Source organism: Kitasatospora sp. NPDC005748 (assembly GCF_040630735.1).
Taxonomy (GTDB): Bacteria; Actinomycetota; Actinomycetes; order Streptomycetales; family Streptomycetaceae; genus Kitasatospora.
In genome coordinates this window covers 1-26,525 of sequence record NZ_JBEXYD010000085.1, presented here as the reverse complement: position 1 = coordinate 26,525, position 26,525 = coordinate 1, and the positions used below count along the sequence as shown (strand labels likewise).

Genomic DNA, 26,525 nt, shown 5'->3' with positions numbered 1-26,525 from the left:
GCGTATCTGCCGTTGGAGCTGGACTACCCGGTGGACCGGTTGGCGTTCATGGTGGAGGACACCGCTCCGGTCTGTCTGGTGACGGACTCGACGGCCGCGGATCGGATGCCGGCTTTCGAGGGTGTGCTGTTGCTGGACTCGCCGGAGGTGGTGGCCGAGTTGGCGGCGTTGCCGGAGGGTCCGTTGGGTGTGGTGGTGGATCAGGACAGTCCGGCGTATGTGATCTTCACCTCGGGTTCGACGGGTCGGCCGAAGGGTGTGGTGACGCCGTACCGGGGTCTGACGAACATGCAGTTGAACCATCGTGAGGCGATCTTCGATCCGGTGGTCGAGTCCGCGGGTGGCCGCCGGTTGCGGATCGCGCACACCGTCTCGTTCTCCTTCGACATGTCCTGGGAGGAACTGCTCTGGCTGGTCGAGGGCCACGAGGTCCACGTCCTGGACGAGGCCCTGCGCCGCGACGCCGAGGCGCTCTCCGCGTACTGCGCCGAGTACGCCATCGACGTCATCAACGTGACGCCGTCCTACGCCCAGGCGCTCGTCGACCGGGGTCTGCTGGACGAGGACCGGCACCGTCCGGTGCTGGTGCTGCTGGGGGGTGAGGCGGTGGCGGAGACGCTCTGGAGCAGGCTGCGTGAGACGCCGGGCGTCATGGGTTACAACTTGTACGGGCCGACCGAGTACACCATCAACACCCTCGGTGGTGGGACGCGGGACTCGGCGACCGCGACGGTGGGCCGGCCGATCTGGAACACCCGGGCGTACGTCCTGGACGCCTGTCTGCGGCCGGTTCCGGTGGGTGTGGCGGGCGAGCTGTATGTGTCGGGTGTGGGTCTGGCGCGGGGTTACCTCAATCGCGCGGGGCTGACGGCGGAGCGTTTCGTCGCGGACCCGTTCGGCGAGCCGGGGGGCCGGATGTACCGCACCGGTGACGTGGTGCGCTGGCGTCAGGACGGGCTGCTGGACTTCCTCGGCCGTGCCGACGACCAGGTGAAGATCCGCGGCTACCGGGTCGAACCCGGCGAGATCGAGGACGCCATCGCCCTGGAGGCGGCCGTGGCCCAGGCCGCCGTGGTGGTCCGTGAGGACACCCCCGGCGTCAAGCGCCTGGTCGCCTACCTGGTGCCGGGTGAGGGTACCCTTATCGAGGCCGCCGCGGTCCGGCGTATGCTGGCCGCCCGGCTGCCTGAGTACATGGTGCCGTCGGCGTTCGTGGTGCTCGACGAGCTGCCGCTGACCGTCAACGGCAAGCTCGACCGCAAGGCCCTCCCCGCGCCCAGCGCCACCGACTTCACCGCGTCGGGACCGCTGCGCGGACCGAGGTACCCGAGCGAGCAGGCCGTGCACGCGGCGTTCACCGACGTGCTGGGCCTGCCCGCACTCGGGATCGACGAGAACTTCTTCGACCTCGGCGGCCACTCGCTGCTCGCGATGTCGCTGCTCCAGCGGATCCGGGCGGAGTTCGCCGGTGACTTCGGCCTCGCCGACCTGCTGGCCCGGCCGACCGTGGCGGCGCTCGCCGAGTTCCTCGTCGACCGTCTCGTCACGGCCTCGCTCGGCGAGGAGCCCGAGAGCACGCCGGCCTGTTCCGGCTGACCGCCCGTCCACCGACCACTACCCCAAGGAGACGACATGAGCGCCACCAACCCGTTCGAGGACGACGACGCCCGTTACTTCGTGCTCGTCAACGCGGAGAACCAGCACTCCCTCTGGCCCGCCTTCGCCGAGATCCCGGCCGGCTGGACGGTCGTGCACGGCGAGGACAGCCGTGAGGCGTGCACCGCCTACGTGGACGAGAACTGGACGGACATGCGCCCGGCCAGCCTGGTCGCCCGTACGGCCGCCGCCGGCGTCTGACCCACCACAGGGGGGACGGCCCGACCGGGCCGTCCCCCCGCCCCGTATTCGAATCAGTGACCAGACGGGCGAGCGATCGAGTGAGCGATGTGAGCAACCGACAGACGGAACCCGCCGCGGGGCCCCAGGACGGCCTGACGGCCGAGGACCTCGCGGACGAGGACCTGGCGCCCGGAGCACTCTCCCCGGAGCGCCGCCGTCGGGCCCGCGCCCTGCTGCGAAGCTCCCTGCGGCCCCACCGGGCCACGGTGGCCGCGGCGATGGTGGCGGCGGCGATCCGCCAGATCGCCCTCCTGGCCGTGCCGTGGTGCGTCAGCCAGGCCCTGGACGAGGGCATCAAGCCCGGCGACGGCGGCGCCCTGCTGCTCTGGTCCGGCGCCGCCGCCGGCGCCGCCGCGGTCCAGTTCGTCGGCCTCTACGGCTGGCAGTACTGGGCCGGCTACGCCGATGCCAAGGTGGGCGCCGACCTGAGGGGCCGACTGCTGCGCCACCTCTCCGGCCTCGACCGGGCCGCGCTCGCCTCGCGCGGGCACGGCGACCTCGCCATGCGCGCGACCCGCGACACCGACCTGGTCCGCGAGTGGGTGCACGGCCTGGCCGTCTGGGTGGTGCTGGCCACCACCTTCGTGGTCCTGCTGCCCGCCCTCGCCGCCCTCGACCTGACCCTGCTGCTGGTCACCCTGGCGACCCTGCCGTTCCTGGTCTGGGTCAACCTCCACTTCCCCAAGCGGTTCGCCGCCGCCAGCGGTGAGCTCTCCCGGGCCCACAGCGAACGCGCCGACGCCGTCGCCGACCTGCTCCAGGTGGGCACCGGCCTGCGCGGCACCGGCGGCCACCGGCCCCTGGTCGACCGCCACCACACCGCCAGCGCCGACGTCACCGACCGGACCGTCGTCGCTGCCCGGGTGGAGGCCGGCTGGGCGGCCGTGGCGCCGTTCGTCCCCCGGCTCGCCGTCGCGGCCGGCGTCGGCATCGGCGGCCTGGCCGTCCTCGACCAGCGGCTCTCCGTCGGCGACCTGGTCGCGTACACCTCCTGGATGGCGATCATCACCCTCGCCACCCGGGTCCTGGTGGACCGTCTGCTGGAGCGCGGCCAGGCCGACGTCGCGGCCGCCCGGATCGACGAGGCCCTGTGCATCCGCCCGGTGGTCGCCGAACCCGCCTCCGACCGGGCCGTGGACCTGCCCGCCTCCGGCACCCTGGTGCTGGCCGGCGCCACCGCCGTCCGGGACGGCCGGACCGTGCTCGGCCCGGTCGACCTGGCGGTCGGGGACGGCGAGTTCGTCGCCGTGGAAGGCGCCACCGGCTCCGGCAAGAGCACCCTGCTGCGCCTCGCCGTCCGCCTCGACGACCCGGACGCCGGAACCGTCTCCTACGGCGGCGTCGACCTGCGCGACGTCCGGCTGGACGAGGTCCGCTCGCGGATCGCCTACGTGTCCCAGCGGCCGGTCCTGCTCTCCGGCACCGTCGCCGACAACCTCCGGCTCGGCCGCGAGTTCGACGACGCGGCGCTGCACGAGGCCTGTCGGACCGCCGGCATCCACGACCAGCTCACCGCGATGCCCGACGGCTACCTGACCGAGCTGGGCGAGGGCGGCACCGCCCTCTCCGGCGGCCAGGTCCAGCGGCTGGCCATCGCCCGTGCCCTGCTCGGCGACCCCCGGGTGCTGCTGCTCGACGACTCGACCTCCGCGCTGGACACCACGACCGAGAAGCTCGTGCTGGAACGGCTGCGCGGCTGGGCCGCCGGCCGCACGGTCGTCTTCGCCTCGCACCGCGGCGCCGTCCTGGAGGCCGCCGACCGGGTGGTCCGGCTGCGCTCCCAGGCGTCCGACGACACCGCCACGACGACCCCCGGCACCCCCGGAGCCGACCCGACCGAAAGGCCCGAGAGCGCCATGACTGCGACCACCGCGGAGGCGGCCCATGGCTGAGCAGCCCCTGCTCCAGGACGAGGCGGACCACCGGGGGGTGCTGCGCCGGGCGGCGCCGTACCTGCGCCCGCACCGGGCCCGGCTCGTCGTCGCGCTGCTGGTCGGCCTCGCCGACTCCGCCGCGCTGGTCGCCGTCGCCCCGCTGGTCGGCGTGGCCGCCTACGCGCTCGACCACGAGGACCGCGGCGGCCTCGGCCTGGCCGTCCTGCTGCTCGCCGTGTTCGCGGTCGGCCAGCTGGTGCTGGCCCGGGTCGGCGAACTGCTGCTGATCCAGGGCGGCGAGCAGGTCGTCCGCACCCTGCGCGAGCAGTGCGTGGAGAACCTGGCGACCGCGCCGCTGCGCTTCCTGGAGACCCACCGCAGCGGCGAGCTGCTGCGCCGCTCGACCGGTGAGGTCGCCGCGCTGGCCGCGTTCGTCCGGCTGCACCTGCGCAGCCTGGTCGCCTCGGTGGCGACCCTGGTCTTCACCCTGGTGATGCTGGCCTGGTACTCCTGGGTGCTGCTCCTCGTCCAGCTGGTCGTCTTCGTCCCGCTGACCCTGCTGGTCACCCGTTGGTTCCAGCGCGACGCCGGCGCGGCCTTCGGCGCCAAGGCCGGCGCGGAGGCCACCGTCGCGGCCACCTTCTCCGAGACCCTGACCGCCCGTGAGGCCCTCCAGACCTCGCGCGGCCTGGCCGGGTGGACGCGCCGCTTCGACGGCGAGAACACCCGGGCGGTGCACGCCGCCCGCCGGGCGCTGCGGGTGGAGAACCGGATCGACCTGGTGAGCCTGATCGAGGGTGTGGCCCTCGTGGTGCTGCTGCTCGTCGGCGGCTGGCTGGTCGTGCGGGGCACCCTGACCATCGACGCCGTGGTCGTCTTCGTGCTCGCCAGCCGCAACCTCTTCGACTCCTTCGCCGACCTCTCGCAGCTGGTCGGCGAGGTGCAGACGGCGCGCACCGGCCTGGCCCGGCTGCTGGACCTGCTGGCGGCGACCGCGCCCGCGGACCGCCCGAAGACGGCCGCCACCGCCCTGCCGGCCCGGGGCGACCTGCGCTGCGAGGGCGTCGAGTACGCCTACCGGGCGGACGGCCGCACCCTGCACGGGATCAGCCTGGACTTCCCCGAGGGGAGCCGCACCGGGGTCGTCGGTGAGACCGGCTCCGGGAAGACCACGCTGTCCAAGCTGCTCTGCGGCCTCTACCATCCGGACTCCGGCACCGTCAGCTTCGCCGGCACCGACCTCGCGGCCGTGCCCGAGGCGGAGCTGCGCCGCCGGATCGTGCTGGTGCCGCAGGAGGTGCGGATGGTCACCGGCACGGTGGCCGAGAACCTGGCCCTGGTCCAGGGCGCACCGGACCGGGCGGCCATCGAGCGGACGGTCGACCAGCTGGGCCTGCGGGCCTGGCTCGCCGAACTGCCGGGCGGTCTGGACGCGGAGGTCGGGCTGCGCGGCGGCAACCTGTCGGCGGGGGAGCGGCAGATCCTCGGCCTGGTCCGCGCGGTGCTGGCCGACCCGGCCGTCCTGGTCCTCGACGAGGCGACGGCCGACATCGACCCGGCCACCGCGGCCCGGCTGGAGCACGCCCTGGACGAGCTGCGGGCGGACTGCACGCTGATCGTGATCGCGCACCGGCCGGCCACCATCGCGCGGCTGCCCCGCGTCGTCCGGCTGGACGGCGGCCACCTGGTCGGTGACGAACCGGCAGGTGGGCTGGCGATCGGGGCGACGCGACTGGTCTGATAATACGAGGTTAGGCTAACCTAATCGGAAGTGAGTGCTGGTGCCGCTCCCCGTTCACCGGGGGGCGGCTCCCGCGCCTCCCGGCCTGCGCACACCTCCCACCGGATTGGGCTGACCGATGACCACCGAAACCGCGCCGCCGCGCATGCGGATCGTTCGCCACCCGCTGAAGTACCGCCTGCTGGAAGTCCGGCGGGTCACCCGGGTCACGCCCGGCACGGTGCGGGTCACCTTCGGCGGTCCCGACCTCGAAGGTTTCTGCGAGCAGGCCCCGACCGACCACGTGAAGCTCTGCTTCGCCGAGGACGGGGCCGCCCTGCCGGTCGCGCCGGTGGTCGAGAACGACACCTGGATGGACGCTCCGGTCGAGCCGATCACCCGCGACTACACCGTGCGCCACTACCGGCGGGCCGAGCAGGAGCTCGACATCGACATGGTGCTGCACGGCACCGGCGTCGGCTCCAGCTGGGCCGAGGCCGCCGAACCCGGCATGCGGCTGGGCGTCCTGGGCCCGCGCGGGTCGGAGGAGATCCCCTTCGTCCACGACTGGTACCTGCTCGCGGCCGAGGAGACCGCCATCCCGGCGCTCGGCCGCTGGCTGGAGATGCTCCCCGCCGGCGTCAAGGTGATCGCCTTCGCCGAGGTGCCCGGGCCCGAGCACGAGCAGGTCTTCGAGACCGACACCGACGCGACCGTCACCTGGCTGCACCGCGGCGACGCCCCGGCCGGCAGCACCGACCTGCTGGAGCGGGCCGTCCGCGCGGCGCAGCTGCCGCCCGGCCTGGGCTTCGCCTGGGTCGCGGGTGAGGCCAACGCCCTCAAGCCGATCCGCCGTCACCTGCGGGCGGAGCGCGGCCTGGACCGCCACCAGGTCGACGTGGACGGCTACTGGAAGCGTGGCGTCGCCAACCACGACCACCACGAGGGCGAGCACGAGCACGCATGACGACCGCCACTGTGCCGCGCGCCGCGGCTCCCGCCGAGGCCGGGGCGAAGACCACCCCGCCCGGGCGGATCGGCACCGGCCGGCGGCTGGCCTGGCTCCTCGGAGCACTGGTGCTGCTGGCCCTGCTCGCCCTCGCGGGCATCGCGATCGGCGCCCGTTACATCCCGCCCGGCCAGGTCCTGCACGTCCTGTTCCACCACGAGCCCACGTCCGAGGACTGGATCGTGGTGCACCACGCGCGGATCCCGCGCACGCTGCTCGGCATCGCCGTCGGCGCCGCCCTCGGGGTCGCCGGCGCGATGATGCAGGCGCTCACCCGCAACCCGCTGGCCGACCCCGGCCTGCTCGGCGTCAACGGCGGCGCCGCCGCGGCCGTCGCGGCCGGGACGGCCCTGTTCGACCTGCGGAGCTTCCACTCCTACATCTGGTTCGCCCTGGCGGGCGCCGCCGTCGCGGCCCTGGTGGTGCAGATCCTCGGTGGCGGCGGGTGGGCCTCGGCGACCCCCGCGCGCCTCGCGCTGGCCGGAACCGCCGTCACCGCCGTGCTGACCGCCTTCGTCAACGGCCTGATCCTGCTCGATCCGCTGACCCTCAACCGGTTCCGGTTCTGGCAGGTCGGCACGCTGGCCGGCGTCGACTCCGCGGTGCTCGGCCAGGTGCTGCCGTTCCTGGCGGCCGGCGGAGCGCTCGCCCTGCTGCTCGGCCGTCCGCTGAACGCCCTCGCCCTCGGCGACGACGCCGGGCACGCGCTGGGCGCCCACCCGGCCCGCACCCGGGCGTTCAGCCTGGTCGCCGTCACGCTGCTGTGCGGCGCCGCCACCGCGGCGGTCGGCCCGATCGCCTTCGTCGGCCTGGCCGTTCCGCACCTCGCCCGCCACGTCTGCGGCCCGGACCAGCGCTGGATCATGCTGCTCTCGGCGGTCCTGGCCCCGGTGCTGCTGGTCGGCGCGGACGTCCTCGGCCGGGTGCTCCTGCACCCGGCGGAGCTCCAGGCCGGCGTGGTCACCGCCTTCATCGGCGCGCCGCTCTTCATCGCCCTCGTCCGCGGCCGAAGGATCGCCCACCTGTGAACAGCCCCCTGACGGTCCCCCGGCCCGCCCCACCCGTCGTGACCGGGCCGGACGGGCCCGCCGCCCGGCCCCCCGTCCCGCTGCGGGCGCTGCGGCTGCCCGGCGGGCGCTCGCTGCGCTGGCACCGGCGGGCGACGGTGGTCGGCGGGCTGCTGGTGCTCGCGCTGCTCGGCGTCTGCGCCTGGCTGCTGACGGCCGGTGACTACCCGCTGCCGGTCTCCGACGTGATCGACGTGCTCACCGGCGGCGGCGTCCGCGCGGACCGCTACATCGTCATGGAGGTGCGGCTGCCGCGGCTGCTGACCGCCCTGCTGGTGGGCGCCGCGCTCGGCCTGGCCGGCGCGCTCTTCCAGACGCTCGCCCGCAACCCGCTGGGCAGCCCGGACGTCATCGGCTTCACGGTCGGCTCGGCCACCGGGGCGCTGGCGGTCATCCTGGTGATCGGCGGCAGCGCCGCCACCGTCGCCTTCGGCGCCGTGGCGGGCGGGCTGGTCACCGCGTTCCTGGTCTACCTGCTGGCCCGGCGCGGCGGCACGCAGGGCTACCGGCTGGTGCTGGTCGGCATCGGGGTCAGCTCGCTGCTCTCCTCGCTCAACGCCTACCTGATCGCCCGGGCCTCGTTCAGCGACGCGCAGAGCGCGGCGGTCTGGCTGACCGGCAGCCTCAACGCCCGGGGCTGGGAGCACTGCGGGCCGATGGCGCTCGCGCTGGCCGTCCTGCTGCCGGCGGCGGTGCTGCTCGGCCGCCCGCTGCGGATGCTGGAGATGGGCGACGACGCGGCCTCCTCGCTCGGGGTGCGCACCGAGCGAGTGCGGATCTGGCTGGTGCTGATCGGCGTCGCGCTGACGGCCGCCGCCACCGCCGCGGCCGGCCCGGTCCCGTTCGTGGCGCTGATCGCCCCGCAGGCCGTCCGCCGGCTGACCCGGGCCACCGGCCCCAACCTGGTGGGCTCCGCGCTGCTGGGCGCGGTGCTGCTGGCCGTCAGCGACCTGGCGGCGCAGCGCCTGCTCGCCCCCACCCAGCTGCCGGTCGGTGTGTTCACCGGCGTGGTGGGCGGCTGCTACCTGGTCTGGCTGATCGCCGGTCAGTGGCGGGTCTCGCGCGGCTGACCCCGCACAGCCGAAGTCCCCGGGTCCGATCACGGACCCGGGGACTTCGGCTGTACGGCGGCGGTCTCAGCCCTCCAGCGTCCTGAGGAAGACCAGGGAGCGGCGGGCCGGGTCCAGCCGGTCGGCCCAGGCCCGCGGTGCGAGCGCGGCCGGGATCTCCTCGAAGCCGTAGCGGCGGAAGAGCGCTCCGCCGCCGGTGCTGGCGGTGACGAGGGTGCGCACCCCGTGCCGCCCGGCCTCGTCCAGCAGGGCGTCCAGGAGCTGCGAGCCGAGGCCCACGCCGCGCAGGCCCTCGCGGACGCAGAAGTTGTGCACCAGCCCCGGTGCGGGGTGGGCCGGGAGCTCGGGGGCGAGCAGTCGCAGTGCCACGCAGCCGTCCGGTCCGGACGGGCCGTCGACCAGGAGGAAGCGGTCCTCCGGCGAGCGGTAGTCGGCCGGCCGGCGGCGGCGCAGCTCACCCGAGGCCATGGACGGCTCGGAGAGCGCGAAGAGCGCCGCCGCGTCGGCCGCCGTCGCCCGCCGTACCGGCAGGGTTCCGGTACCGGTGCGGCTCACCTGGTGCTCGACCGGTGTCCGGGTGCCATCGGGACCACCAGCGGGGTACCGGTCTGCGGGTCCTCGATCACCTGGCAGGGCAGGTCGAAGACCTTCTCGACCAGTTCGGCGGTGACGATCTCGCCGGGCGGGCCCTGGGCCACCACCGCGCCGTCCCGCATGGCGATCAGGTGACTGGCGTAGCGGGCGGCCTGGTTGAGGTCGTGGAGCACCGCGACGAGGGTGCGGTTCTGCTCCTCGTGGAGCCGGGCGCACAGGTCGAGGACCTCGACCTGGTGGGCGATGTCGAGGAAGGTGGTCGGCTCGTCGAGCAGCAGCAGCGGGGTCTGCTGGGCGATGGCCATCGCCAGCCAGACCCGCTGGCGCTGGCCGCCGGAGAGCTCGTCGACGAAGCGGGCGGCGAGGGTGGCGACGTTGGTGGCGGCCATCGACTCCGCGACCACCCGGTCGTCCTCCCTGGACCACTGCCGGAACAGCCCCTGGTGCGGGTAGCGCCCGCGGGAGACCAGGTCGGCCACGGTGATGCCGTCGGGCGCGGTGGAGCTCTGCGGGAGCAGGCCCAGCCGGCGGGCGAGTTCCTTCGAGGGCAGCGCGCTGATCTGCTCGCCGTCCAGCAGGACCCGGCCGGCGGCCGGCTTGAGCAGCCTGGCGAACGCCCGCAGCAGGGTGGACTTGCCGCAGGCGTTGGGGCCGACGATGACGGTGAAGGAGCCGTCCGGCACGCCGATCGACAGGTCGGTCGCGATGGCGCGGTCGCCGTAGCGCAGCGTCACGTGGTCGGCGTAGAGCCGCCCGGACTCCTCGGGCGCGGTCACGAGGCCTCCAGGAGCTGGTCGGTGGTCAGCACGACGGCGCACTTCTCGGCGGCCCAGCGCAGGCCCTCCAGGTGCTTCTCGGCGGAGAAGTCGGCGGTGGCGTCGGCCACCACGAAGGCCTGGATGTCGCGGCTCCAGGCGTCGGCCGCCGTCATCAGCACGCCGATGTGGGCGTAGACGCCGACCAGCACCAGTTGGTCGCGGCCGGACCGGGCCAGGATGTCGGCCAGTTCGGTGCGGGCGAAGGCGCTGTACTTCCACTTGAGCAGCAGGGTGTCGCCCTCGGCCGGGGCGACCGCCTCCGGGACGGCCTGCGCCCACGCGTCGGCGGGCAACCCGGGCCCCCAGAAGTCCAGTTGGAGGCCGCGCTGCTCGGGGGTCTGCCCACCGCGCTGGTGCGAGTAGACGACGGGCACGCCGTTCCCGCGGGCGTACTCCAGGACCTGGGCGGTCCGGGCGAGGGCCGGGGCCAGCGGCGGGCCCTCGGCGGGGAACGCGGACAGGAAGTAGTTCTGCAGGTCGTGGACGAGCAGGGCGGCCCGGGCGGGGTCGACCCGCCACGGGACCTTGGGCGCGGGGAGCTGGTCGACCCGCGGGGGATCGTACGGGGCGATGGTGGGCAGAGCCATGGTGTCTGGACTTGCTCTCTTCCGGGGCGGAGCGTCAGGAGGTGGTGGTGCGGAGGTCCTTCTTGCTGACCTTGCCGATGCCGGTCTGCGGGAACTCGGTCACGAACTCGACCAGGTCGGGCACCTTGTAGTCGGCCAGGCCGCGGGCACGCACGAAGGCCTTCAGCTCGACGACGCGCGGGCGGGGCGCCTCGGGGCGCAGGATCACGTAAGCCCGGCTGCGTTCGCCGAGGTGCTCGTCGGGCACGGCGACCACGGACACGTCGTGGACGGCCGGGTGGGCGAGCAGCACGTTCTCGACCTCCTCGGCGGCGACCTTCTCGCCGCCCCGGTTGATCTGGTCCTTGGCCCGGCCCTCGACCACCAGGTGGCCGGTGGCGGTCCGGCGGACCAGGTCGCCGGTGCGGTAGAAGCCGTCCCCGGTGAAGGCGGTGGCGTTGTGCCCGGGCGCGTTCCAGTAGCCGCGGATGGTGTACGGGCCGCGGGTGAGCAGGTGGCCGGTGGCGCCGTCGGGCAGGTCGCGGTCCTCGTCGTCGACCACCCGCACCTCGTCGGCGGGGGAGATCGGACGGCCCTGGGTGGTCAGCACGGTGTCCTGCGGGTCCTCGGGCCGGGTGTAGTTCACCAGGCCCTCGGCCATGCCGAAGACCTGCTGGAGGGCGCAGCCGAGCGCGGGACCGAGCCGGCGGGCGGCCTCCTCGCTGAGCTTGGCCCCGCCCACCTGGAGCAGGCGCAGACTGGAGAGGTCCCGGCCGGCGCCGGGCGCCGCGTTGGCCCAGGCGAGGGCGAGCGGCGGGACGACGCCGGTCAGCGTGACCCGCTCGCTCTCGATCAGCGCCAGCGCGGTGGCCGGGCTGGGCTCGGGGGCGAGTACCACCCGGCCGCCGGCGTGGAAGACGCCGAGGCTGCCGGGGGAGCTGAGCGGGAAGTTGTGCGCGGCGGGCAGCGCGCAGAGGTAGACGGTCTCCGCGCTCAGCTCGCAGATCGCGGCGGACTCGCGGACGCTGTACAGGTAGTCGAAGTGGTAGCGGGGGATCAGCTTGGGCAGGCCGGTGCTGCCGCCGGAGAGCTGGAGGAAGGCCAGGTCGGTGGCGGCGGGAGGGTCCTGGACCGGGGCGGGCTCGTCGGCGCGCAGGTCGTCCAGCGAGGTGTGGGGCCCCGGGTCGCCGGCCACGAAGACCTCGGCGAGGGCGGGCACCGCGGCGGTGACCCGGCCGGCCATCTCCCGGTAGTCGAAGCCGGCGTGCCGGTCGGCCACGATCAGCGCGCGGGCCCCGGCGAACTCGCAGAAGTAGGAGATCTCGGCGTGCCGGTGGGCGGGCAGCGCCATCACCGGCACCACCCCGGCGCGCAGCGCGCCGATGAACACCTCGTAGAACTCGGCCACGTTGGGGAGCTGGAGGACGATCCGCTCGCCCCGGCGGATGCCCCGGGCCAGCAGCCCGGTGGCCATCCGGTCGGCCCGCCGGTCGAGTTCGGCGTAGCTCCACCGACGCTCCCCGTCGACGACCGCGATCTGCCCCGGCCGCTCGGCGGCGTGCCGGCGGACCATCTCGTCGAGCAGTTCGTCGGTCCAGTAGCCGGCCGCCCGGTAGCGGCGGACGTACTCCTCGGGCCAGTCGGTCACTTGTCGTCTCCCAGTCCGGCGGCGTGGAGAAAGGTGCGGAACTTCGCGCTGGTCTCGGCGAGTTCGTGCTCCGGCACGGAGCCCGACACGACGCCGGCGCCGGCGAACAGCCGCAGGCCGTCCCCGTCGGCCTCCGCGCAGCGGAGTGTGACGACCCATTCGCCGTCGCCGTCGGCGTCCCCCCAGCCGACCACCCCGGTGTAGAACCCGCGGTCGAAGGGCTCCAGCGTACCGATCAGCGCGCGGGCCCGGTCGGTCGGCGTCCCGCAGACCGCCGGCGTGGGGTGCAGGTCGAGCGCGAGGTCGAGCGCGCTGGTGGCGGGGTCGCGCAGGGTGCCGGTGACGACCGTGGACAGGTGCCACATCGCGGCGGTGCGGATCACCGACGGCCGCTCGGGCACGACCAGGTCGTAGCAGTGGGGTTCGAGCGCGCGCCGGACGGCGTCCACCACGAAGGCGTGCTCCGCGAGGTCCTTCGGGGACTCCAGCAGGGCTGCGGCGCGCCGCCGGTCCTCGACCGGGTCGTCGCTGCGCGCGGCCGAGCCGGCCAGCGGGTTGGAGGTGACGGCGGTGCCGCGCCGGGAGACCAGCAGCTCGGGGCTGGCGCCGACCAGGGTCGCGCTGCCCTGGCCGGGGACGGCGAAGGTGTAGCCATGCGGGTCACGGTGGATCAGCCGGCGGAGCATGGCCGGGAGGTCGGCGCCGCCGGGGGTGGACAGCTCCAGGGTCCGGGCGAGGACGACCTTGCTGAGTTCGCCGTCCGCGGCGAGGATCCGGACGGCGTCGGCGACGGCGTCCCGGTAGCCCTCGGGGGCCGGGACGGCACGGCTGGTCCAGACCGGGCCGGTGCGGTCCCCGGGCGCGAGCCGCAGCAGCGGGTCGTCGTGGACCGGCTGGGCCCACTGGGTCCGGTCGGGTATGAAGAGCGCGGCCGGGCGGCCGGGGGCGAAGGGGACGGCGCCGACCACGAGCGGGTCGGGCCGCTCCGGGGTGCGCGCCTCCCGCAGCAGGCGGGTGGCCTCGGCCGGATCGGTGACGGCCGCCCGGCTGCCCGTGGCGAGCAGCGTCCGTCCCGGACCGGCGAAGAACGCCCGGTCGGGCCCCGGGCGGTAGGCGGCCAGCAGGGCACCGCCGACGCGGTGGTCCGCGGTGGTGCCGCCGGTCTCGTTCACTGTGGTCATGCTGCTCCGTTCGGAAAGGCGGGATCGGCTCTGCCCGGTGGATCGTCCGACCGGTGGATCGAGTGCGGGGGAGAGGACGGCTCAGGCGCGCAGGGTGGCGCCGCCGTCGACGTAGAGGTCCTGCATGGTGATGTGCCGGGCCCGGTCGCCGGCCAGGAACACCACGGCCTCGGCGATGTCCTCGGGGTCGGCGATCCGGCCGAGGGGTATCCCGACCCGGTAGCTGGCCGGGTCGCCGTCGATGACGCGCTGTTCGGCGGCGTCGTCGCGCCACAGGGAGCGCTGCATCTCGGTGTCGGTCGAGCCGGGGGAGACCAGGTTGCAGCGGACGCCCGACCGGGCGAGCTCCAGGCCGAGGCAGCGGACGAACATCGCGGTGGCGGCCTTGGAGGCGGCGTAGGCGGCCATCGTGGTGCGCGGCACCCCGGCGGCGTTGGAGCCGACGGTGACGATGCTGCCGGCGCCGCGCTCGGCCATCCGGCGTCCGACCGCCCGGCAGGTGTGGAACACCCCCGTGGTGTTGACGGCGAAGGTGGCCGCCCAGTCCTCGTCGGTGGTCTCCACGGCGAGGGCCGGGCGCAGGATCCCGGCGACGTTGACCAGGATGTCGATCGGGCCGACCGTGCGCTCCACGCGCTCGACCTCGGCCTCGACGGCGGCGGCATCGGTGACGTCCAGCAGGCCGAGCCCGGGGCCGTCGGCCCGCCGGTCGGTGGCCACGACGTGAGCCCCGCGCTCGGTGAGCAGGCGGGCGACCGCGGCGCCGATGCCCTGGGCTGCGCCGGTGACGAGCGCGACGCGCCCGTCGAACTCCGCGGCGCGGTCGGGGCCGGCCGAGGCCCGGACTCCCGTGTCGGTGGCGGGCGGAGCGGGGACGTCCACGGGGGAAGTCGGCATGAGAGATCTCCGGGAGCGGGCAGGTCGGTCGAATGGGCTGAGCGCAACAGTTCGGTAAGGCTAGCCTAACTATGTTTCCCGGGGGCGACCAGGGTGGGTGTGCCCCGGAATGCGAGCGGTGTCGGGGTGCGGCTCGGGGTGCCTCGCCGGGCGCGGCCTGCGCAGGTCGTGGTGCACGGCTCGCCCTGGCGCTCCCGCCGGGCTCGCTGTCCCGGATTTCCCCGACACTCCTTCGATCGCCGAGGGATCCTTGACGTGACTTCATGAGTTAGGCGAGGCTAACCTTATGTCGATCGATCCCGGTCACGGGCCGGCCGAGGTGGCCGAGGCCCGTCCCGCGCCCCCGTGCGGACGCGCGCACGCCGATCGGCTGCTCCCCGGCGGCGGGTCCCACGACCCGCCGGCCGTGGCCGACGTCCGGGCCGGCGGCGGCTCCGCCCCGCATGTGCAACGGCTCCCGTCCGGGCCCGTGTCCCGGTGAAGATTGGCTGACCGGATGAATCCCTCCGCACCAGGGCTGCTGACACTGAGCAGCTTTCTCATGTCCCGCACCGGCCAGGCCGCCCGTCGACGCCTCGCGACCCAGGCGGAGCGCCGCGGGCTCCGGCTCTGGCACGTGATGGTGCTCTGCGCGCTGGAGGAGGAGGGCAGCCACTCCAAGGGCGAGCTGGCCGCCCGGCTGGAGATCGGCTCCAGTGACGTGATCAAGGTGGTCGACGAGCTGGTCGTCGCCGGGTACGTCACGTGCACCCGCTCCTCGGCCGACCGCCGGCGGGTGCACGTCGACCTCACCGCGCCGGGCCGGTCGGCGGCGGCCGGCATCAACTCGGACCTGGCCGCCGCCGACGACGAAGTCCTCGCCCCGCTGTCCGGCGAGGAGCGCCTCCGGCTGTTCGACATGCTGAACCGGCTGAACGGCCACCTGGGTCAGGCCGAGGCCGGGCCCGACCGGCCCGCGCCCCGGCCCGAACCTCGGCCGGTCCGCGGGCACGGCCGGTGAGGTGCCGGCCCGTCAGCAGCTGCACCCCCACTCGGGCGCCCGGGGCGTGTCGGGAAGCGCGGTGGCGCGGAGCGCCCCGGCGGGCGCGGGGTGGACGGTGCGGCCGGCCTTGATGGTCTCGACGACGGTGATGTCCTTGATCTCCTCGGGGTCGACGGCCAGCGGGCTGGCGCTGAGGATCACCAGGTCCGCGAGCTTGCCGACCTCGATGGTGCCCTTGCGGTCCTCCTCGAAGTACTGGCGGGCCGCGTTGACGGTGATCGCGCGCACGGCGTCCAGGGCGTCGACGCACTGCTCGGGGCCGACCACCACGCCCTCGGTCCGGCTGCGCCGGGTCACCTGGCTGGACAGGATGGCGATCGAGTTGGGCAGCGCCACCGGGGCGTCGTGGTGCGAGGTGTAGGCGAGGCCCTCGTCCAGCGCCCAGCGGGCCGGCGAGATGGTCGCGGCCCGCTCCTCCCCGAGGACGGTGCCCCGGTACCAGTCGCCCCAGTAGTAGGTGTGCATGGAGAAGAAGGACGGGATGACGCCCAGCCGGGCGAACTCCCGGACCTGGTCCCGGCGGGCGGTCTGCGCGTGGATCGCCACCGTCCGCCGGTCGGCGGAGCCGGTCAGCTCGGTGGCGCCCTCGACCGCCTTGAGGAACTGGTCGATCGCGGCGTCCCCGTTGACGTGGGCGAGGACCTGCCAGCCCCGGGCGTAGGCGGTGCCGACCTGCTTCAGGACGGTGCTGTCGTCCTCGATCGCGGGGTAGCCGCGGTAGTCGTCGGGCAGTCCGGCCGGCGGGGTCAGGTACGGCTCGGTGAGCCAGGCGGTGCGGCCCTGCGGCGAGCCGTCCAGGACCAGCTTCACACCGGCCGCGCGCACCCCGTCGACGTACTCCCGGCTCGCGCCGACCGGGTCGTCCTCCGGGGCGTCGGCGAGCAGGTCGGCCTTGACGTAGGCGACCACGTCGATCTTGAACGGCACGGCGGCGGCGGTGTCCCGCAGCGCCTTGAGGTTGGCCGGGCTGGTACCGCCCTCCTGCACGGTGGTGAAGCCGAACCGCGCCGCCGACTCCGCGCCCTCGATGAACAGGGCCAGCAGCGCGGCCTCGGGCAGGCCCGCCATCGCCAGCTCCGAGGTGGGATTGAAGGCCTTCTCCTCCAGCACCCCGTCGGGCTCGCCGTAGGAGGGCGGTACCGCGAGCTCCCGGCGGCGGATGACCCCGCCCTCCGGGTCCGGCGTGGCGGCGCCGTACCCCAGCCGCTCCAGGCCCAGGCTGTTCACCGCGCCCAGGTGGAAGGACTGGTGGATGGCCAGCACCGGGCGGCTGGTGGAAACTTCGTCGAGGTCGTCACGGGTCGGGTGGACGCCCTCGGCGAGCATCGCGTCGTCGTAGCCGAAGCCGATGATCCAGTCGGAGTCCCGACCCACCGGGCCCTCCGCCCAGGCCCGCAGCTTCTCCTTCAGCGTGGCGAGGTCGGCGACGTCCCCGTCGGGTGCGGCCAGCAGGTCGGCGATGGTCGCCTGGAGCCCGATCCCGCCGAGGTGCCCGTGCGCGTCGACGAACCCCGGCAGCAGCGCCCGTCCCGCGAGGTCGCGCAGCCGCGTCCGAGGCCCCCGCCAGCCGTCGACCGCTTCGTCGAGGCCGCCGACGAAGACGATGAGCCCGTCCTTGACCGCGACGGCCTCCGGCGCCGGCCCTTCGGCGACGGTCACGATGTCGCCGCCGTGGAAGATGAGGTCGGCCTGCTCGGCCATGCTGCTGCCCCTTGGGTGGGATGCGAATGGTGACCGGGCCACTACCCCACGTGATCGTTCGTCAACCCTCCACCGGACCGCGCCCCGCGCCCCTGCGGCGAGCCGCCCGACCCCGGCACGATCGCCGGGCCGCCCGGTCGGTGGCCGTCCGCTGCCCGGGCCGCCCGGAGTGCCGGGCGCCCGGCATGTGCGCGGACCCGCGGCGCACTGGCATGATCGCCGCATGGCAGAACGCATCATCGGCGCTTGTGACGGCGCTTCGAAGGGCAACCCCGGTCCGGCCGCCTGGGCCTGGGTCATCGCCGACGCCGACGGCCGGCCGCAGCGCTGGGAGGCCGGGCCGCTCGGCCGCGCGACCAACAACGTCGCCGAACTGACCGCGCTGAAGGAGCTGCTGGGCGCGGTCCGGCCGGGAGTGCCGCTGGAGGTCCGGATGGACTCCCAGTACGCGATGAAGGCGGTCACCCAGTGGCTGCCCGGCTGGCGCCGGAAGGGCTGGAAGACCGCCGCCGGGACACCGGTCGCCAACAAGGACCTGATCGTGGCGATCGACGCGCTGCTGGCCGGGCGCGACGTCGAGTTCGTCTACGTCCCCGCGCACCAGGTCGACGGCGATCCGCTGAACGCCGTCGCCGACCGGGCGGCGAGCGACGCGGCGGTGGCCCAGCAGCCGGCGAGCGGCACCTCCGTCGACGCGCCGCTGCCCGCCCCCCGCGCGGACGCCGCACCGTCGGCCGGGTCCCGGCAGGCCGGGGCCCCGGCCGCCAAGCGGACCGGCGGCCGGGCGGGCGCCAAGTCCGCCGGGGGCCGGACCAAGGCCAAGTTCCCCGGCTCCTGCCGCTGCGGTCGCCCGTACGCCGTCGGCGACCCGATCGCCAAGAACCCGGACGGCTGGGGCCACCCCGACTGCGCCCAGGCCGCCGAGGCCGGCACCCGCTCCACCTGAGCCGTCCCGGTCCGCCCGGCCTGCCCGAGCCGTCCCGCTCCACCTGAGCCGTCCCGGTCCGCCCGGCCTGCCCGGGTGGACCGCCGGCCGGGCGGTCAGCCCCGGTCCGACCCCTTGCGGGAGTTCAGCAGCAGCGGTAGCAGCGAGAGCACCACGACGCCGCCCACCAGCAGCCACAGGTAGCTCTCGATCCCGGGGACGGCGGCGCCCAGCCAGTACCCCAGCAGCACCAGGCTCTGCGACCAGAGCACACCGCCGACGATCTGCCACACGGTGAAGGTCCGGGTGGGCACGTCCAGCATGCCCGCCAGCGGACTGAGCACCGTTCGGACCAGCGGCACGAAGCGGCCCAGGACGATCGCCTTCCGGTACCCGTAGCGGCGCAGCAGCGCCTCCCCCCGGGCCGCCGCCGACTTCAGCCGCCCGCTGCGGCTGCGGGCCAGCGCCGGCCGGCCGCCGTGGCGCCCGAGCAGGAAGCCCACCTGGGCCCCGGCCACCGCCCCCACCGCGGCGCAGAGCATCACCTGCCAGAGCGACAGGTGGGGCCCGGAGCGGCTGCCGGCGGCGCAGAGCACCCCGGCGGGCAGCAGCAGGGTGTCACCGGGGAGGAAGAACCCCACCACCAGCAGTCCCGACTCGGCGAACACCACCACCAGCACGGCCAGCGCGCCGAAGGCGGCGAGCAGGGAGTCCCCGCTCGTCGGGTCGACGGCCAGCGGCACGCCGCTCACCCGGTCCCGGCCGCGGCCGTTCGACGGTCCGGGTGTCGTCCTGCGGGAGAACTGGGCACGTGGTGAACCGTACTCGCGCGCCCGCGCCACCCGCCACAGCAAGCGGTGCGCGGCCCGGCGGGGCCCGCCGTCCGGCCGCCGCCGGCGAGGGTGAGTTGCCCGCCTGTGCACCGGGCCGACACGCGCGGGACGCCCGGAGGTCACGCGGACCGAGTGGGATCGGCCCGGCTCTCCCGTTCCCGAGCGACCCCTGGACCCCCCCATGCGACGCACCCTCACCTCCACCGTGGCGCTGGCCGCTTCCGCGCTGCTGTCCCTGGCCGTGGCCGTCCCCGCCCAGGCGCACGGCGGCCCGGCGGCGGGCCCGGCCTTCAGTACGCCGGCCGGCGCCACCACCAAGGCGCCCTACCGGCCGCTGCAGAGCGTCCGGAGCCTGCAGCAGGCACCGGACGGCTACACCGCGGTCTTCACCCAGACCGTCTCCCGGCACGGCGCCCGCGCGCTCAGCGACAGTGAGGACGGCGACCTCCTGGTGAAGCTCTGGCAGCAGGCCGCCGACGAGGGTGCGCTGACCCGGGTGGGCAAGGGCTTCGGCCCGGACGTGCGGGCGCTGCTGGACGCCAACGCGAAGGTGGGCTACGGGGCGCTGACCGGGCAGGGCCGGCGGGCGCTCCAGGACACGGCCGAGCGGATGGAGCAGCGGCTCCCCGGCCTCTTCCGGCGGATCGCCGCCGGGGCCGACGACCCGGCGGGCCCGGACCGGATCGACGTGGTCAGCTCCGGCCAGCCCCGGGCGGTCGACTCGGGCACCGAGTTCACCAAGGGCCTGCTGGCGGGCGAGCCGGCGCTGGCGAAGGCCGTCGACCCGGCCCGGACCGACACCGACCTGCTCTACTTCCACAAGTCCGCCGTGAACAAGGACTACACCGACTACGTCAAGAAGGACCCGCGGCTGGCGGCCACCCTCGCGGCGGTCCGGGACCAGCCGCGCAGCCACCGGGCGGCCCGGAAGGTGCTGGAGCGGATCTTCACCGGGCCGTTCGTCGACCGTCTCGCGGCCGGCGGCTACCCCTTCGCCGGGAACGAGGTCGACGCGGCCCAGGCCGTCTTCAACCTGTACAGCGTCACCGCCGACCTCACCGACGAGGGCGACTGGCACCTGGGCCGCTACATCGGCTCCGAGGAGGCCGCCTGGTTCGGCTACCTCGACAACGCCGAGGAGTACTACACCAAGGGCCCGGGCTTCGCCGGTCAGGACATCACCTACAGGATGGCCGGAGTGCTCCTCGACGACCTGTTCCGCAAGGCCGAGAACCGCCGGGCGGGCACCGGCGGTCCGGCCGCCGAGCTGCGCTTCACCCACGCCGAGGAGATCATCCCGCTCGCCGCGCTGATGCGGCTGCCCGGCAGCACGACCCAGGTCACCGAGGCCTCCCCGTACACCTACGCGAGCAACGCCTGGCGCGGCGCGACGGTGGCCCCGATGGGCGCGAACATCCAGTGGGACCTCTTCCGCAAGGGCGACGACTACCTGGTCCGGATGCTCTACAACGAGCAGCAGACCGCCTTCCGGCCGGGCTGCGCGCCGGTCTCGAAGGGCAGCTACTTCTACGACCTGGACGAGCTGGAGCGCTGCTTCGGCCGGACCGCGTAGCGGACGGGGCACCGGGCGGCCGGTGGCCGCGGGCCCGGTGGCACGGAGGGTCAGCCCCGTGTGCTGTACTACGCGTTCACCGATTCCCCACAGCCCCTCAGGAGTGACCCGCCGGATGAGTGCCACCTGTCCGCAGTGCGAGGCATCCGACCGGTCCGTCCCGGTGTCGCGGGCCCTCGCGGACACCACGGAGCCGCTTGAGGAGCCGGTTCGCGCGCTGCTCGCCCCGCCGCCCGAGCCGAAGCCGGCCCGGGAGCTGAGCGGCGGCGCGATCGCGCTGTCCGCCCTGGCGGCGATCTTCGCCGTGGTCGGGATCCTCTCGCTGGTCCGCGACCGGGAGGACCTCTCCGGGTACGACGCGGCCTACCGGGCGGGCTACCTGGCCGGTCCGTTCATCCTCCCGCTGATCCTGCTGGCGGCCGCCGCGATCGTGGAGCTCGTCGCGCGCTCCCGCCGCCGGCCCGGCTCCGGGTCGCCCGAGGAGGCGGCGCACCGGCAACTGCACGCCCGGGTGTGGCAGGCCGGGTGGCTGTGCCGGCGGTGCCGGGTCGCGTTCTTCCCCGAGGCGTCGATCCGCCCGGGATTCCCCGCCTCGCCGGCGATCCCGCTGGAGCAGTTCCCGCACTGGGTGATGACCGCCGCCGAGCGGGCCTTCGGCGCGCAGGCCCGGCCCGTGGCCGGCTGACACCGTCCGGGCGGGTCCTCCGCCGGCGCCCGGTACGGCCGGTGGCGGCGCCGGGGCCTGGGGAGGAGGATGGCCACGCCGAGGAGGTGTGGCCGAGTGGCGGACGAACAGGGCATCCCTACGGGCGCGGTGAGCGGCGCGGTGGGGTCCGGCGACGGCCCGGCGCTGCGCCTGGAGGAGGTCGCGCGGGAGGGGCCGGGCACCCGGCGACCCGCGCTGAGCGTGGCCGATGCCCGTACCGGGCGCGGCACCGGGATCCCGCCCGGGCGGCGGATGCTGCTGCGGGTCGGTGTCCGGCTGGGCTGTGCCGGCGGCCGGATCGGGGCGGGGGACCTGCGGGCCGCGCTGGTCGGTGACGTCCTGCAGAGGGTCGCTGAGATCGAGGGCCTCCAGGTGGTGCGGGTCCTCGCCGTGGCGGAGGGCGCCGCCGCCGACTTCGGGCGCGCCGCCGCCGCTCTCGGTGTCCACCCGCCGGTCGCCGTCGTCGCCTCCGGTGATCCGGACGGTCCACTGGGCGGCCCGCCGGACGTCCAGGTCCTGGCGGCGGACGCCGAGCGGGCGGGCGCGGCGGGCGTCTGGCTCGGGGTCGGCCCCGCCGGGCCGGACCGGGGCGGCGAGCTGGCGGCCGGTCTCGGCTCCGGCGCCGTCGACGCCTCCGCGCTGCGGCTGGCCCTGCTCGCCCGCCCGTACGGCGAGCCGGTCGTGGCGGGTCCGCGTGAGCTGGCCGAGGCGGCGGGCACGCTGCGGGACTGGCGGCGGCAGGTCGCCGACTGGGCCTGGGGGCCCTCGAAGCCCGTGCCGGACGAGATCCGGCGGGAGGCCGCGGCCGCGTTCACGGGGGACCTCGACACCCCTGCGGTGCTGGCCCTGCTGCACCGCGTCGGGGTGGCCCCGGGGCTCGCGGACGGGGCCCGCTTCGAGACCTTCGCCGCCCTGGACCGGGTGCTGGGGCTGGAACTCACCCGCGACGTCGGCCGCCACTGACCGGTCCGCCCTCCCGCCACCGACGCGCCGTCAGCCCCCTTGAGCCCTGGGCATGGCGGACGGCGGCGGCCTCGCCCCGGGCGGGCACCGGCGCCGCCGACGCCCTCGGCCGTGGACGCCGCCCGGCCGGGGATCAGGCCTGCGGCCGGGGCGTGACCAGGGTGCCGTTGATGACGGTGCGCAGGATCCAGGCCAGCCGCTGCTCGGGCGTGCCGGAGAGGAGGTCCGCGCCGAGCGCGGTGATGCGCGGGTGGTCGGCCGCGGTGGTCGCCCGGAGCGCGTCGGCCAGCGCGCCCTGCTCCGCCTCGGCGCGGGCGTCCTGCTCGCGGCCGGCCTGCTCGGCGGCGATCGCGGTGGCCGCCAGGAGGAGGACGTCGACGCCCCAGGCGGCCTGGCCGTCGGGGACGTCCCCTTCGTGCAGCAGGGCGAGGACGGCCTCGACGAGCGCGAGGTAGTTCGACCCCGAGGGGCGGGCCAGCAGGGCCGAGTGCGCCAGGCTGGGGTGCTGGAAGAGGACGTGCGTGTACGAGCCGAGGACGGCGGCGAGCCGCTCGCGCCAGTCGCCCGGCGCGCTCAGCGGCCCGAGGTCGACGGCGCCCAGCAGCTCCTCCAGGATCGCCGCGTGGAGCTCGGCGGTGTTGGCCAGGTAGACGTACAGCGACGCCGGGCCGGTGTCGAGCTCCTGGGCGAGCCGGCGCATGGTGACGCGTGGAAGGCCTTCGGCCCGCATGATCCGGACGGCCGTGTCGACGATGCCCTCGTAGGTGAGCGCGGGCTTGGCGGGCCGCTCTCGGCGGCTACGAGGAGCGGGGGAGCGTGACGTCACGCCGCCGAGCCTAACGATCGCGTTCGGGGCGAACAAGTTCGGCGCAGACGAACATGTTCGTTAAGGCCTTGTTCCTGACGAACATGTTCGTTACGTTGGAGAGGAGGGCGCGCCGCCCGCTCGTCCCGAGCCGCCGGCCCGACCGCCCCCACCCGCGACCCCACGCCCGTACCCGCCCGAGGAGCACGCCATGACCACCACCCACCACCCCCTCGCGATCGTCGGCGCCGGCCTCGGCGGTCTGACCCTGGCCCGCGTCCTCCAGGTGCACGGCATCGCCGCGACCGTCTTCGACCAGGAGCCCTCCCGGGAGGCCCGCACGCAGGGCGGCATGCTCGACATCCACGGCGACACGGGCCGGCGTGCGCTCCGCGCGGCCGGCCTGCACGAGCCCTTCCTCGGCCTCGTCCACCCGGGCGGCCAGGCCATGCGGATCGTCGCCCCGGACGGCGCCGTCCGCCACAGCGAGGAGGACGACGGCAGCGGCGACCGCCCCGAGGTGGACCGCGGCCGGCTGCGCGACCTGCTGCTCGACTCCCTCGCGCCCGGTACCGTCCACTGGGGGCGGAAGGCGACCGGCGCCCGCCCGCTCGGCGACGGCCGTCACGAACTGCGCTTCCAGGACGGTTCGGCCGTCACCACCGACCTGCTGGTCGGTGCGGACGGCGCCTGGTCCCGGATCCGCCCGCTGCTCTCCGCGGCGACGCCGGCCTACACCGGCGTCTCCTTCGTCGAGGCCGACCTGCACGAGGCGGACACCCGTCACCCGGCCGCGGCGGCCCTGATCGGCGGGGGCTTCTTCTTCTCCCTCGGGGAGGGCAGGGGCTTCCTGGCCCACCGGGAGGGCGACGGCAGTCTGCACGTCTACACCGCCCTCAAGGTCGCCGAGGAGTGGCTGGACGGCATCGACCTGGCCGACACCGCCGCCGCCAAGGACGCCGTCCTGGCCCACTTCGACGGCTGGCACGAGAGCCTGCGGGCGCTGGTGGGGGAGGCCGACGGCGCGCTGGTCGGGCGGCGCGTCCACGCCCTGCCGATCGGCCACCGCTGGGAGCGGACCCCCGGTGTGACCCTGCTGGGCGACGCCGCGCACCTGATGTCCCCGTTCGCGGGGGAGGGTGCCAACCTCGCGATGCTCGACGGGGCCGAACTCGCCCTGGCCCTCGCCGCCCACCCGGACGACGTCGAGGCCGCCCTGCGGGCCTACGAGGAGCCGATGTTCCCGCGCGGCGCGGCCTCGGCCGCCGAGTCCGCCGCGAGCCTGGCGCAGATGTTCGGCGAGCGCGCGCTGGAGGGCCTGCTGGAGCGGTTCGCCGCCACCGGCTGATCGGCCGCCGGTCCGGGCTCCTCGCGCTCGCGGCCCTACGCGGGGGCGACGGCCCGTTCCAGCAGGCCGTGCAGCAGCTGCCTCTCCTGTGCGGTGAGGCTGCCCAACGGCGAGCCCTCGGTGAGGAGTTCGAGGAGCCGTTCGCGCAGCGCGGTGCCCTCGGCGGTGAGCACGAGCTGCTTGGCGCGGCGGTCGGTGGGGTGCGGGTGCCGCTCGATCAGCTGCTGCTTCTCCAGCTTGTCGACGACGAAGGTGGTGTTGGAGGGCTCGCAGCTCATGCGCTCGGCGAGCTCGCGCATGGTCATCGGCCCGCTCATCTCCCGCAGCGCGGCCGCCTGGGAGGGGGTGAGCCCGAGGGTGGCCGCGCGCACGCGCACGTGCTCGACGATCCGCTGGTTCAGCCCGTTCACCAGGCCGCACAGCTGTCGCACGGCGATGGCCTGCGGCTCGGAGAACGTCGTCATGGCGCCCACTCTAGCAGTTCGTCAAGCCAACATAATTGCAGTTTGAATGATTCGAACTTGATGCTTATGGTGGCGACGACGGCGCCGGAACCCCGGCGCCGAACTGACGTCGACACACGGGAGAGAACTCATGGCCGACATGACGGCGGGTCAGAGCGAGCGACTGCGCCGGCCGGCGGGGGTCCGCTCGATGCGGCTGGGCGACACCACGGTGTCGTACGTGCCGGACGGTGATGTGCGGCTGCGCCCCCTGGACGTGCTCCCGGACAGCACCGGCGAGGTGTGGGCCGCGCACCCGGAGTACCTGGACGCCGGGGGCCACCTGGTCGGGAGCGTCGGCAGCCTGCTGGTGGAGCACGGCGACCGCGCGCTGCTGATCGACGCGGGCTTCGGCCCCCGGTCGCACGCCGCGCCGGCCGGGCCCCTCGCCACGATCCGCGGCGGCGCGCTCCCGGACGGCCTGGCCCGGCTCGGCCGCGCCCCCGAGGGCATCGAGGCGGTGGCCTTCACCCACCTCCACGCCGACCACCTCGGCTGGGCCGCCCTCCCCGCCCCCGGCGGGGACCGGCCGCTGTTCGCCCATGCCGACTACCTGGTCTCCGCGCCGGAATGGGAGCAGCGGGACCTCGCGGACGAGCAGGTCGCGGCCCTGGTCCCGCGCGTCCGGACGATCACGGACGGGCAGGAGGTCTTCCCGGGCGTCCGCGTCCGGATCCTCCCCGGGCACACCCCCGGGCACGCCGAGTACGTCATCACCGGGGGCGGCCGGCGGCTGATCGCCTTCGGCGACACCGCGCACTCGCCGATCCAGATCGACCACCCGGACTGGTCCTCGGGCTTCGACCACGACCTGACCCGGACCGCCGAGCACCGCCGCCGACTGGTCGCCGAGCTGGCGGAGCCCGGCACGATCGGCTTCGGCGTGCACTTCGCCGACGTGGTGTTCGGCCACGTCCGGCGGGGTGGGTCCGGCCCGGCGTGGCAGCCGCTGGACGCCTGACCCGACGGCCCGGTCAGCCGGCCTGCCAGCCGTGTTCGAGGAGGTCGAAGGCGGCGTCCAGGGCCCGCGCCGGGTCCGCCGAGTCGCGGGCGAGCGCCGAGGCTTCGAGGGTGAACCGGGCCAGCGCGGCGCAGCGCGGGTCGTCGGGCTCGGCGCCGGTCGCGTCGGCGACGGCGTGGGCCAGGGCCTCCTGGTGGCGCGTCCACATCCGGCGGGCGTACTCACTCAGCGCGGGGGTGTCGCGGACGAGGTCCGTGACCGACGGCGACACCGGCTACGTCAACCGGCCCCTGTACGCGCTGCCGGTGCCGCACAGCTGGCCGCACACCCCCGGCGTCACCCTGCTGGGCGACGCCGCCCACCTGATGTCCCCCTTTTCCGGTATGGGCGCCGACCTCGCCATGCTGGACGGCGCCGACCTCGGGGTGCCCCGAGCGGTGTCCGCCGCCACCGGTTCGGGGGAGGCCGCCGAACGTGACATCGTGTGCGTGAAGCCGTCAACCGGCAGCACCCTTCCAGGAGGTCCCGTATGAGCAGCGAATCAACGTCGTCCGACCACGCCGAGAACACCGAGAAGGCCACCGGCGCGGAGGCCGACCAGGCCGCCGCGGCGCCCGCCACGCAGGACGACGTCAAGGCCCGGTTCCTGGCCGCGCTGGAGCGCAAGCACGGCACCAAGGGCGGCGCCGCGTCCGGCGGCCCGAACGGCGACTCGAAGATCCACGGCGCCCACGCCGCGGCCGGCGGCAAGCGCAACTTCCGCCGCAAGAGCGGTGGCTGAGCACTCGACCGCTCGGGCGGCGCCGGATCCGGCGCCGCCCG

The 26,525-nt window shown here is 75.0% G+C and carries 26 protein-coding genes and 1 pseudogene; 16 read left to right on the top strand and 11 right to left on the bottom strand.

Going from position 1 to position 26,525, the window contains the following annotated elements:
- From ABZ495_RS34275 to ABZ495_RS34245, 7 genes are all read left to right on the top strand, one after another.
- Nucleotides 1–1,596 (top strand): amino acid adenylation domain-containing protein (locus ABZ495_RS34275; RefSeq protein WP_359839784.1); only part of this gene is annotated, 1,596 nt, incomplete at its 5' end.
- Nucleotides 1,597–1,632: 36 nt separating this feature from the next.
- A complete protein-coding gene (locus ABZ495_RS34270) occupies nucleotides 1,633–1,857 on the top strand; it encodes an MbtH family protein (RefSeq protein ID WP_359839782.1) in 225 nt (74 codons plus the stop codon).
- Between the two features lie 89 nt (nucleotides 1,858–1,946).
- Nucleotides 1,947–3,791, top strand: a complete 1,845-nt coding sequence (locus ABZ495_RS34265; protein WP_359839780.1) for an ABC transporter ATP-binding protein — start codon at nucleotides 1,947–1,949, stop codon at nucleotides 3,789–3,791.
- A complete protein-coding gene (locus ABZ495_RS34260; RefSeq protein ID WP_359839779.1) occupies nucleotides 3,784–5,514 on the top strand; it encodes an ABC transporter ATP-binding protein in 1,731 nt (576 codons plus the stop codon). The genes ABZ495_RS34265 and ABZ495_RS34260 overlap by 8 nt, the downstream gene beginning before the upstream one ends.
- A gap of 118 nt (nucleotides 5,515–5,632) precedes the next feature.
- On the top strand, nucleotides 5,633–6,460 hold the full coding sequence (locus tag ABZ495_RS34255) for a siderophore-interacting protein (protein ID WP_359839777.1): 828 nt from the start codon (nucleotides 5,633–5,635) through the stop codon (nucleotides 6,458–6,460).
- Complete coding sequence (locus ABZ495_RS34250) at nucleotides 6,457–7,530, top strand: iron chelate uptake ABC transporter family permease subunit (RefSeq protein ID WP_359839775.1); 1,074 nt, start codon at nucleotides 6,457–6,459, stop codon at nucleotides 7,528–7,530. Before ABZ495_RS34255 ends, ABZ495_RS34250 begins: the two co-directional genes overlap by 4 nt.
- 38 nt (nucleotides 7,531–7,568) lie before the next feature.
- On the top strand, nucleotides 7,569–8,639 hold the full coding sequence (locus ABZ495_RS34245; protein WP_359839786.1) for an iron chelate uptake ABC transporter family permease subunit: 1,071 nt from the start codon (nucleotides 7,569–7,571) through the stop codon (nucleotides 8,637–8,639).
- A 66-nt stretch (nucleotides 8,640–8,705) separates the two neighbouring features.
- Here the strand turns inward: ABZ495_RS34245 and ABZ495_RS34240 are convergent, their stop codons facing one another.
- The 6 genes from ABZ495_RS34240 to dhbA form a co-directional block, all read right to left on the bottom strand.
- Nucleotides 8,706–9,194, bottom strand: coding sequence for a GNAT family N-acetyltransferase (locus tag ABZ495_RS34240; protein WP_359839773.1), 489 nt, complete (start codon nucleotides 9,192–9,194; stop codon nucleotides 8,706–8,708).
- Nucleotides 9,191–10,009, bottom strand: coding sequence for an ABC transporter ATP-binding protein (locus tag ABZ495_RS34235; RefSeq protein WP_359839772.1), 819 nt, complete (start codon nucleotides 10,007–10,009; stop codon nucleotides 9,191–9,193). The genes ABZ495_RS34240 and ABZ495_RS34235 overlap by 4 nt, the downstream gene beginning before the upstream one ends.
- On the bottom strand, nucleotides 10,006–10,638 hold the full coding sequence (locus tag ABZ495_RS34230) for an isochorismatase family protein (RefSeq protein ID WP_359839770.1): 633 nt from the start codon (nucleotides 10,636–10,638) through the stop codon (nucleotides 10,006–10,008). The genes ABZ495_RS34235 and ABZ495_RS34230 overlap by 4 nt, the downstream gene beginning before the upstream one ends.
- A gap of 34 nt (nucleotides 10,639–10,672) precedes the next feature.
- Nucleotides 10,673–12,265: a (2,3-dihydroxybenzoyl)adenylate synthase gene (locus tag ABZ495_RS34225; protein ID WP_359810266.1), complete on the bottom strand. Its 1,593-nt coding sequence runs from the start codon at nucleotides 12,263–12,265 to the stop codon at nucleotides 10,673–10,675.
- Entirely contained in the window at nucleotides 12,262–13,446 is a 1,185-nt protein-coding gene (locus ABZ495_RS34220) for an isochorismate synthase (protein WP_359839768.1), read from the bottom strand. Before ABZ495_RS34220 ends, ABZ495_RS34225 begins: the two co-directional genes overlap by 4 nt.
- A gap of 81 nt (nucleotides 13,447–13,527) precedes the next feature.
- Nucleotides 13,528–14,343: a 2,3-dihydro-2,3-dihydroxybenzoate dehydrogenase gene (gene dhbA / locus ABZ495_RS34215; RefSeq protein WP_359839766.1), complete on the bottom strand. Its 816-nt coding sequence runs from the start codon at nucleotides 14,341–14,343 to the stop codon at nucleotides 13,528–13,530.
- A gap of 541 nt (nucleotides 14,344–14,884) precedes the next feature.
- On the opposite strand from dhbA, the gene ABZ495_RS34210 reads away from it, so the two are divergent.
- Nucleotides 14,885–15,343 carry a MarR family winged helix-turn-helix transcriptional regulator gene (locus ABZ495_RS34210; protein WP_359839764.1) on the top strand — a complete coding sequence of 153 codons (459 nt, stop codon included), beginning with the start codon at nucleotides 14,885–14,887 and terminating at the stop codon, nucleotides 15,341–15,343.
- Nucleotides 15,344–15,355: 12 nt separating this feature from the next.
- Here ABZ495_RS34210 and ABZ495_RS34205 read toward each other — a convergent pair whose 3' ends face one another.
- Nucleotides 15,356–17,086, bottom strand: a complete 1,731-nt coding sequence (locus ABZ495_RS34205) for an amidohydrolase family protein (RefSeq protein ID WP_359839762.1) — start codon at nucleotides 17,084–17,086, stop codon at nucleotides 15,356–15,358.
- Between the two features lie 223 nt (nucleotides 17,087–17,309).
- On the opposite strand from ABZ495_RS34205, the gene ABZ495_RS34200 reads away from it, so the two are divergent.
- Complete coding sequence (locus ABZ495_RS34200) at nucleotides 17,310–18,032, top strand: ribonuclease H (RefSeq protein ID WP_329491534.1); 723 nt, start codon at nucleotides 17,310–17,312, stop codon at nucleotides 18,030–18,032.
- Between the two features lie 95 nt (nucleotides 18,033–18,127).
- On the opposite strand, the gene ABZ495_RS34195 is transcribed toward ABZ495_RS34200, so the two are convergent.
- Nucleotides 18,128–18,754 carry a DedA family protein gene (locus ABZ495_RS34195; RefSeq protein ID WP_329491535.1) on the bottom strand — a complete coding sequence of 209 codons (627 nt, stop codon included), beginning with the start codon at nucleotides 18,752–18,754 and terminating at the stop codon, nucleotides 18,128–18,130.
- Nucleotides 18,755–19,025: 271 nt separating this feature from the next.
- Here ABZ495_RS34195 and ABZ495_RS34190 point away from each other — a divergent pair, with 271 nt between their 5' ends.
- From ABZ495_RS34190 to ABZ495_RS34180, 3 genes are all read left to right on the top strand, one after another.
- Nucleotides 19,026–20,417 (top strand): histidine-type phosphatase, encoded by a 1,392-nt coding sequence (locus tag ABZ495_RS34190; protein WP_359839760.1) that lies wholly within the window; start codon nucleotides 19,026–19,028, stop codon nucleotides 20,415–20,417.
- A gap of 115 nt (nucleotides 20,418–20,532) precedes the next feature.
- Nucleotides 20,533–21,102 (top strand): hypothetical protein, encoded by a 570-nt coding sequence (locus ABZ495_RS34185; protein WP_329491537.1) that lies wholly within the window; start codon nucleotides 20,533–20,535, stop codon nucleotides 21,100–21,102.
- 96 nt (nucleotides 21,103–21,198) lie between these two features.
- Nucleotides 21,199–22,086, top strand: a complete 888-nt coding sequence (locus tag ABZ495_RS34180; protein WP_359839758.1) for a hypothetical protein — start codon at nucleotides 21,199–21,201, stop codon at nucleotides 22,084–22,086.
- Nucleotides 22,087–22,219: 133 nt separating this feature from the next.
- Here ABZ495_RS34180 and ABZ495_RS34175 read toward each other — a convergent pair whose 3' ends face one another.
- On the bottom strand, nucleotides 22,220–22,912 hold the full coding sequence (locus tag ABZ495_RS34175; protein WP_359810340.1) for a TetR/AcrR family transcriptional regulator: 693 nt from the start codon (nucleotides 22,910–22,912) through the stop codon (nucleotides 22,220–22,222).
- A 190-nt stretch (nucleotides 22,913–23,102) separates the two neighbouring features.
- Between ABZ495_RS34175 and ABZ495_RS34170 the strand changes: the two genes are divergently transcribed.
- Entirely contained in the window at nucleotides 23,103–24,239 is a 1,137-nt protein-coding gene (locus ABZ495_RS34170; RefSeq protein ID WP_359810291.1) for an NAD(P)/FAD-dependent oxidoreductase, read from the top strand.
- Nucleotides 24,240–24,274: 35 nt separating this feature from the next.
- Here the strand turns inward: ABZ495_RS34170 and ABZ495_RS34165 are convergent, their stop codons facing one another.
- Nucleotides 24,275–24,703, bottom strand: coding sequence for a MarR family transcriptional regulator (locus tag ABZ495_RS34165; RefSeq protein WP_329491540.1), 429 nt, complete (start codon nucleotides 24,701–24,703; stop codon nucleotides 24,275–24,277).
- Nucleotides 24,704–24,833: 130 nt separating this feature from the next.
- Here ABZ495_RS34165 and ABZ495_RS34160 point away from each other — a divergent pair, with 130 nt between their 5' ends.
- Nucleotides 24,834–25,703 carry an MBL fold metallo-hydrolase gene (locus tag ABZ495_RS34160; protein ID WP_359839757.1) on the top strand — a complete coding sequence of 290 codons (870 nt, stop codon included), beginning with the start codon at nucleotides 24,834–24,836 and terminating at the stop codon, nucleotides 25,701–25,703.
- A 13-nt stretch (nucleotides 25,704–25,716) separates the two neighbouring features.
- Here ABZ495_RS34160 and ABZ495_RS34155 read toward each other — a convergent pair whose 3' ends face one another.
- Entirely contained in the window at nucleotides 25,717–25,974 is a 258-nt protein-coding gene (locus ABZ495_RS34155; RefSeq protein WP_359839755.1) for a hypothetical protein, read from the bottom strand.
- Nucleotides 25,975–25,978: 4 nt separating this feature from the next.
- Between ABZ495_RS34155 and ABZ495_RS34150 the strand changes: the two are divergent.
- Together ABZ495_RS34150 and ABZ495_RS34145 are read left to right on the top strand one after the other, a co-directional pair.
- Nucleotides 25,979–26,236 (top strand): annotated as a pseudogene (locus ABZ495_RS34150) (FAD-dependent monooxygenase); the annotation flags it as partial.
- Entirely contained in the window at nucleotides 26,233–26,484 is a 252-nt protein-coding gene (locus ABZ495_RS34145) for a DUF5302 domain-containing protein (protein ID WP_359810302.1), read from the top strand. The pseudogene ABZ495_RS34150 and the gene ABZ495_RS34145, both read left to right, overlap by 4 nt.
- Nucleotides 26,485–26,525 lie beyond the last annotated feature (41 nt).

Bases quoted from the DNA above. Each gene is read 5' to 3' on its own strand.
- ABZ495_RS34270 (WP_359839782.1), top strand. From the start codon at position 1,633: ATGAGCGCCACCAACCCGTTCGAGGACGACGACGCCCGTTACTTCGTG.
- ABZ495_RS34260 (WP_359839779.1), top strand. From the start codon at position 3,784: ATGGCTGAGCAGCCCCTGCTCCAGGACGAGGCGGACCACCGGGGGGTG.
- ABZ495_RS34255 (WP_359839777.1), top strand. From the start codon at position 5,633: ATGACCACCGAAACCGCGCCGCCGCGCATGCGGATCGTTCGCCACCCG.
- ABZ495_RS34250 (WP_359839775.1), top strand. From the start codon at position 6,457: ATGACGACCGCCACTGTGCCGCGCGCCGCGGCTCCCGCCGAGGCCGGG.
- ABZ495_RS34230 (WP_359839770.1), bottom strand. From the start codon at position 10,638: ATGGCTCTGCCCACCATCGCCCCGTACGATCCCCCGCGGGTCGACCAG.
- ABZ495_RS34220 (WP_359839768.1), bottom strand. From the start codon at position 13,446: ATGACCACAGTGAACGAGACCGGCGGCACCACCGCGGACCACCGCGTC.
- dhbA (WP_359839766.1), bottom strand. From the start codon at position 14,343: ATGCCGACTTCCCCCGTGGACGTCCCCGCTCCGCCCGCCACCGACACG.
- ABZ495_RS34210 (WP_359839764.1), top strand. From the start codon at position 14,885: ATGTCCCGCACCGGCCAGGCCGCCCGTCGACGCCTCGCGACCCAGGCG.
- ABZ495_RS34205 (WP_359839762.1), bottom strand. From the start codon at position 17,086: ATGGCCGAGCAGGCCGACCTCATCTTCCACGGCGGCGACATCGTGACC.
- ABZ495_RS34200 (WP_329491534.1), top strand. From the start codon at position 17,310: ATGGCAGAACGCATCATCGGCGCTTGTGACGGCGCTTCGAAGGGCAAC.
- ABZ495_RS34190 (WP_359839760.1), top strand. From the start codon at position 19,026: ATGCGACGCACCCTCACCTCCACCGTGGCGCTGGCCGCTTCCGCGCTG.
- ABZ495_RS34185 (WP_329491537.1), top strand. From the start codon at position 20,533: ATGAGTGCCACCTGTCCGCAGTGCGAGGCATCCGACCGGTCCGTCCCG.
- ABZ495_RS34170 (WP_359810291.1), top strand. From the start codon at position 23,103: ATGACCACCACCCACCACCCCCTCGCGATCGTCGGCGCCGGCCTCGGC.
- ABZ495_RS34165 (WP_329491540.1), bottom strand. From the start codon at position 24,703: ATGACGACGTTCTCCGAGCCGCAGGCCATCGCCGTGCGACAGCTGTGC.
- ABZ495_RS34160 (WP_359839757.1), top strand. From the start codon at position 24,834: ATGGCCGACATGACGGCGGGTCAGAGCGAGCGACTGCGCCGGCCGGCG.
- ABZ495_RS34145 (WP_359810302.1), top strand. From the start codon at position 26,233: ATGAGCAGCGAATCAACGTCGTCCGACCACGCCGAGAACACCGAGAAG.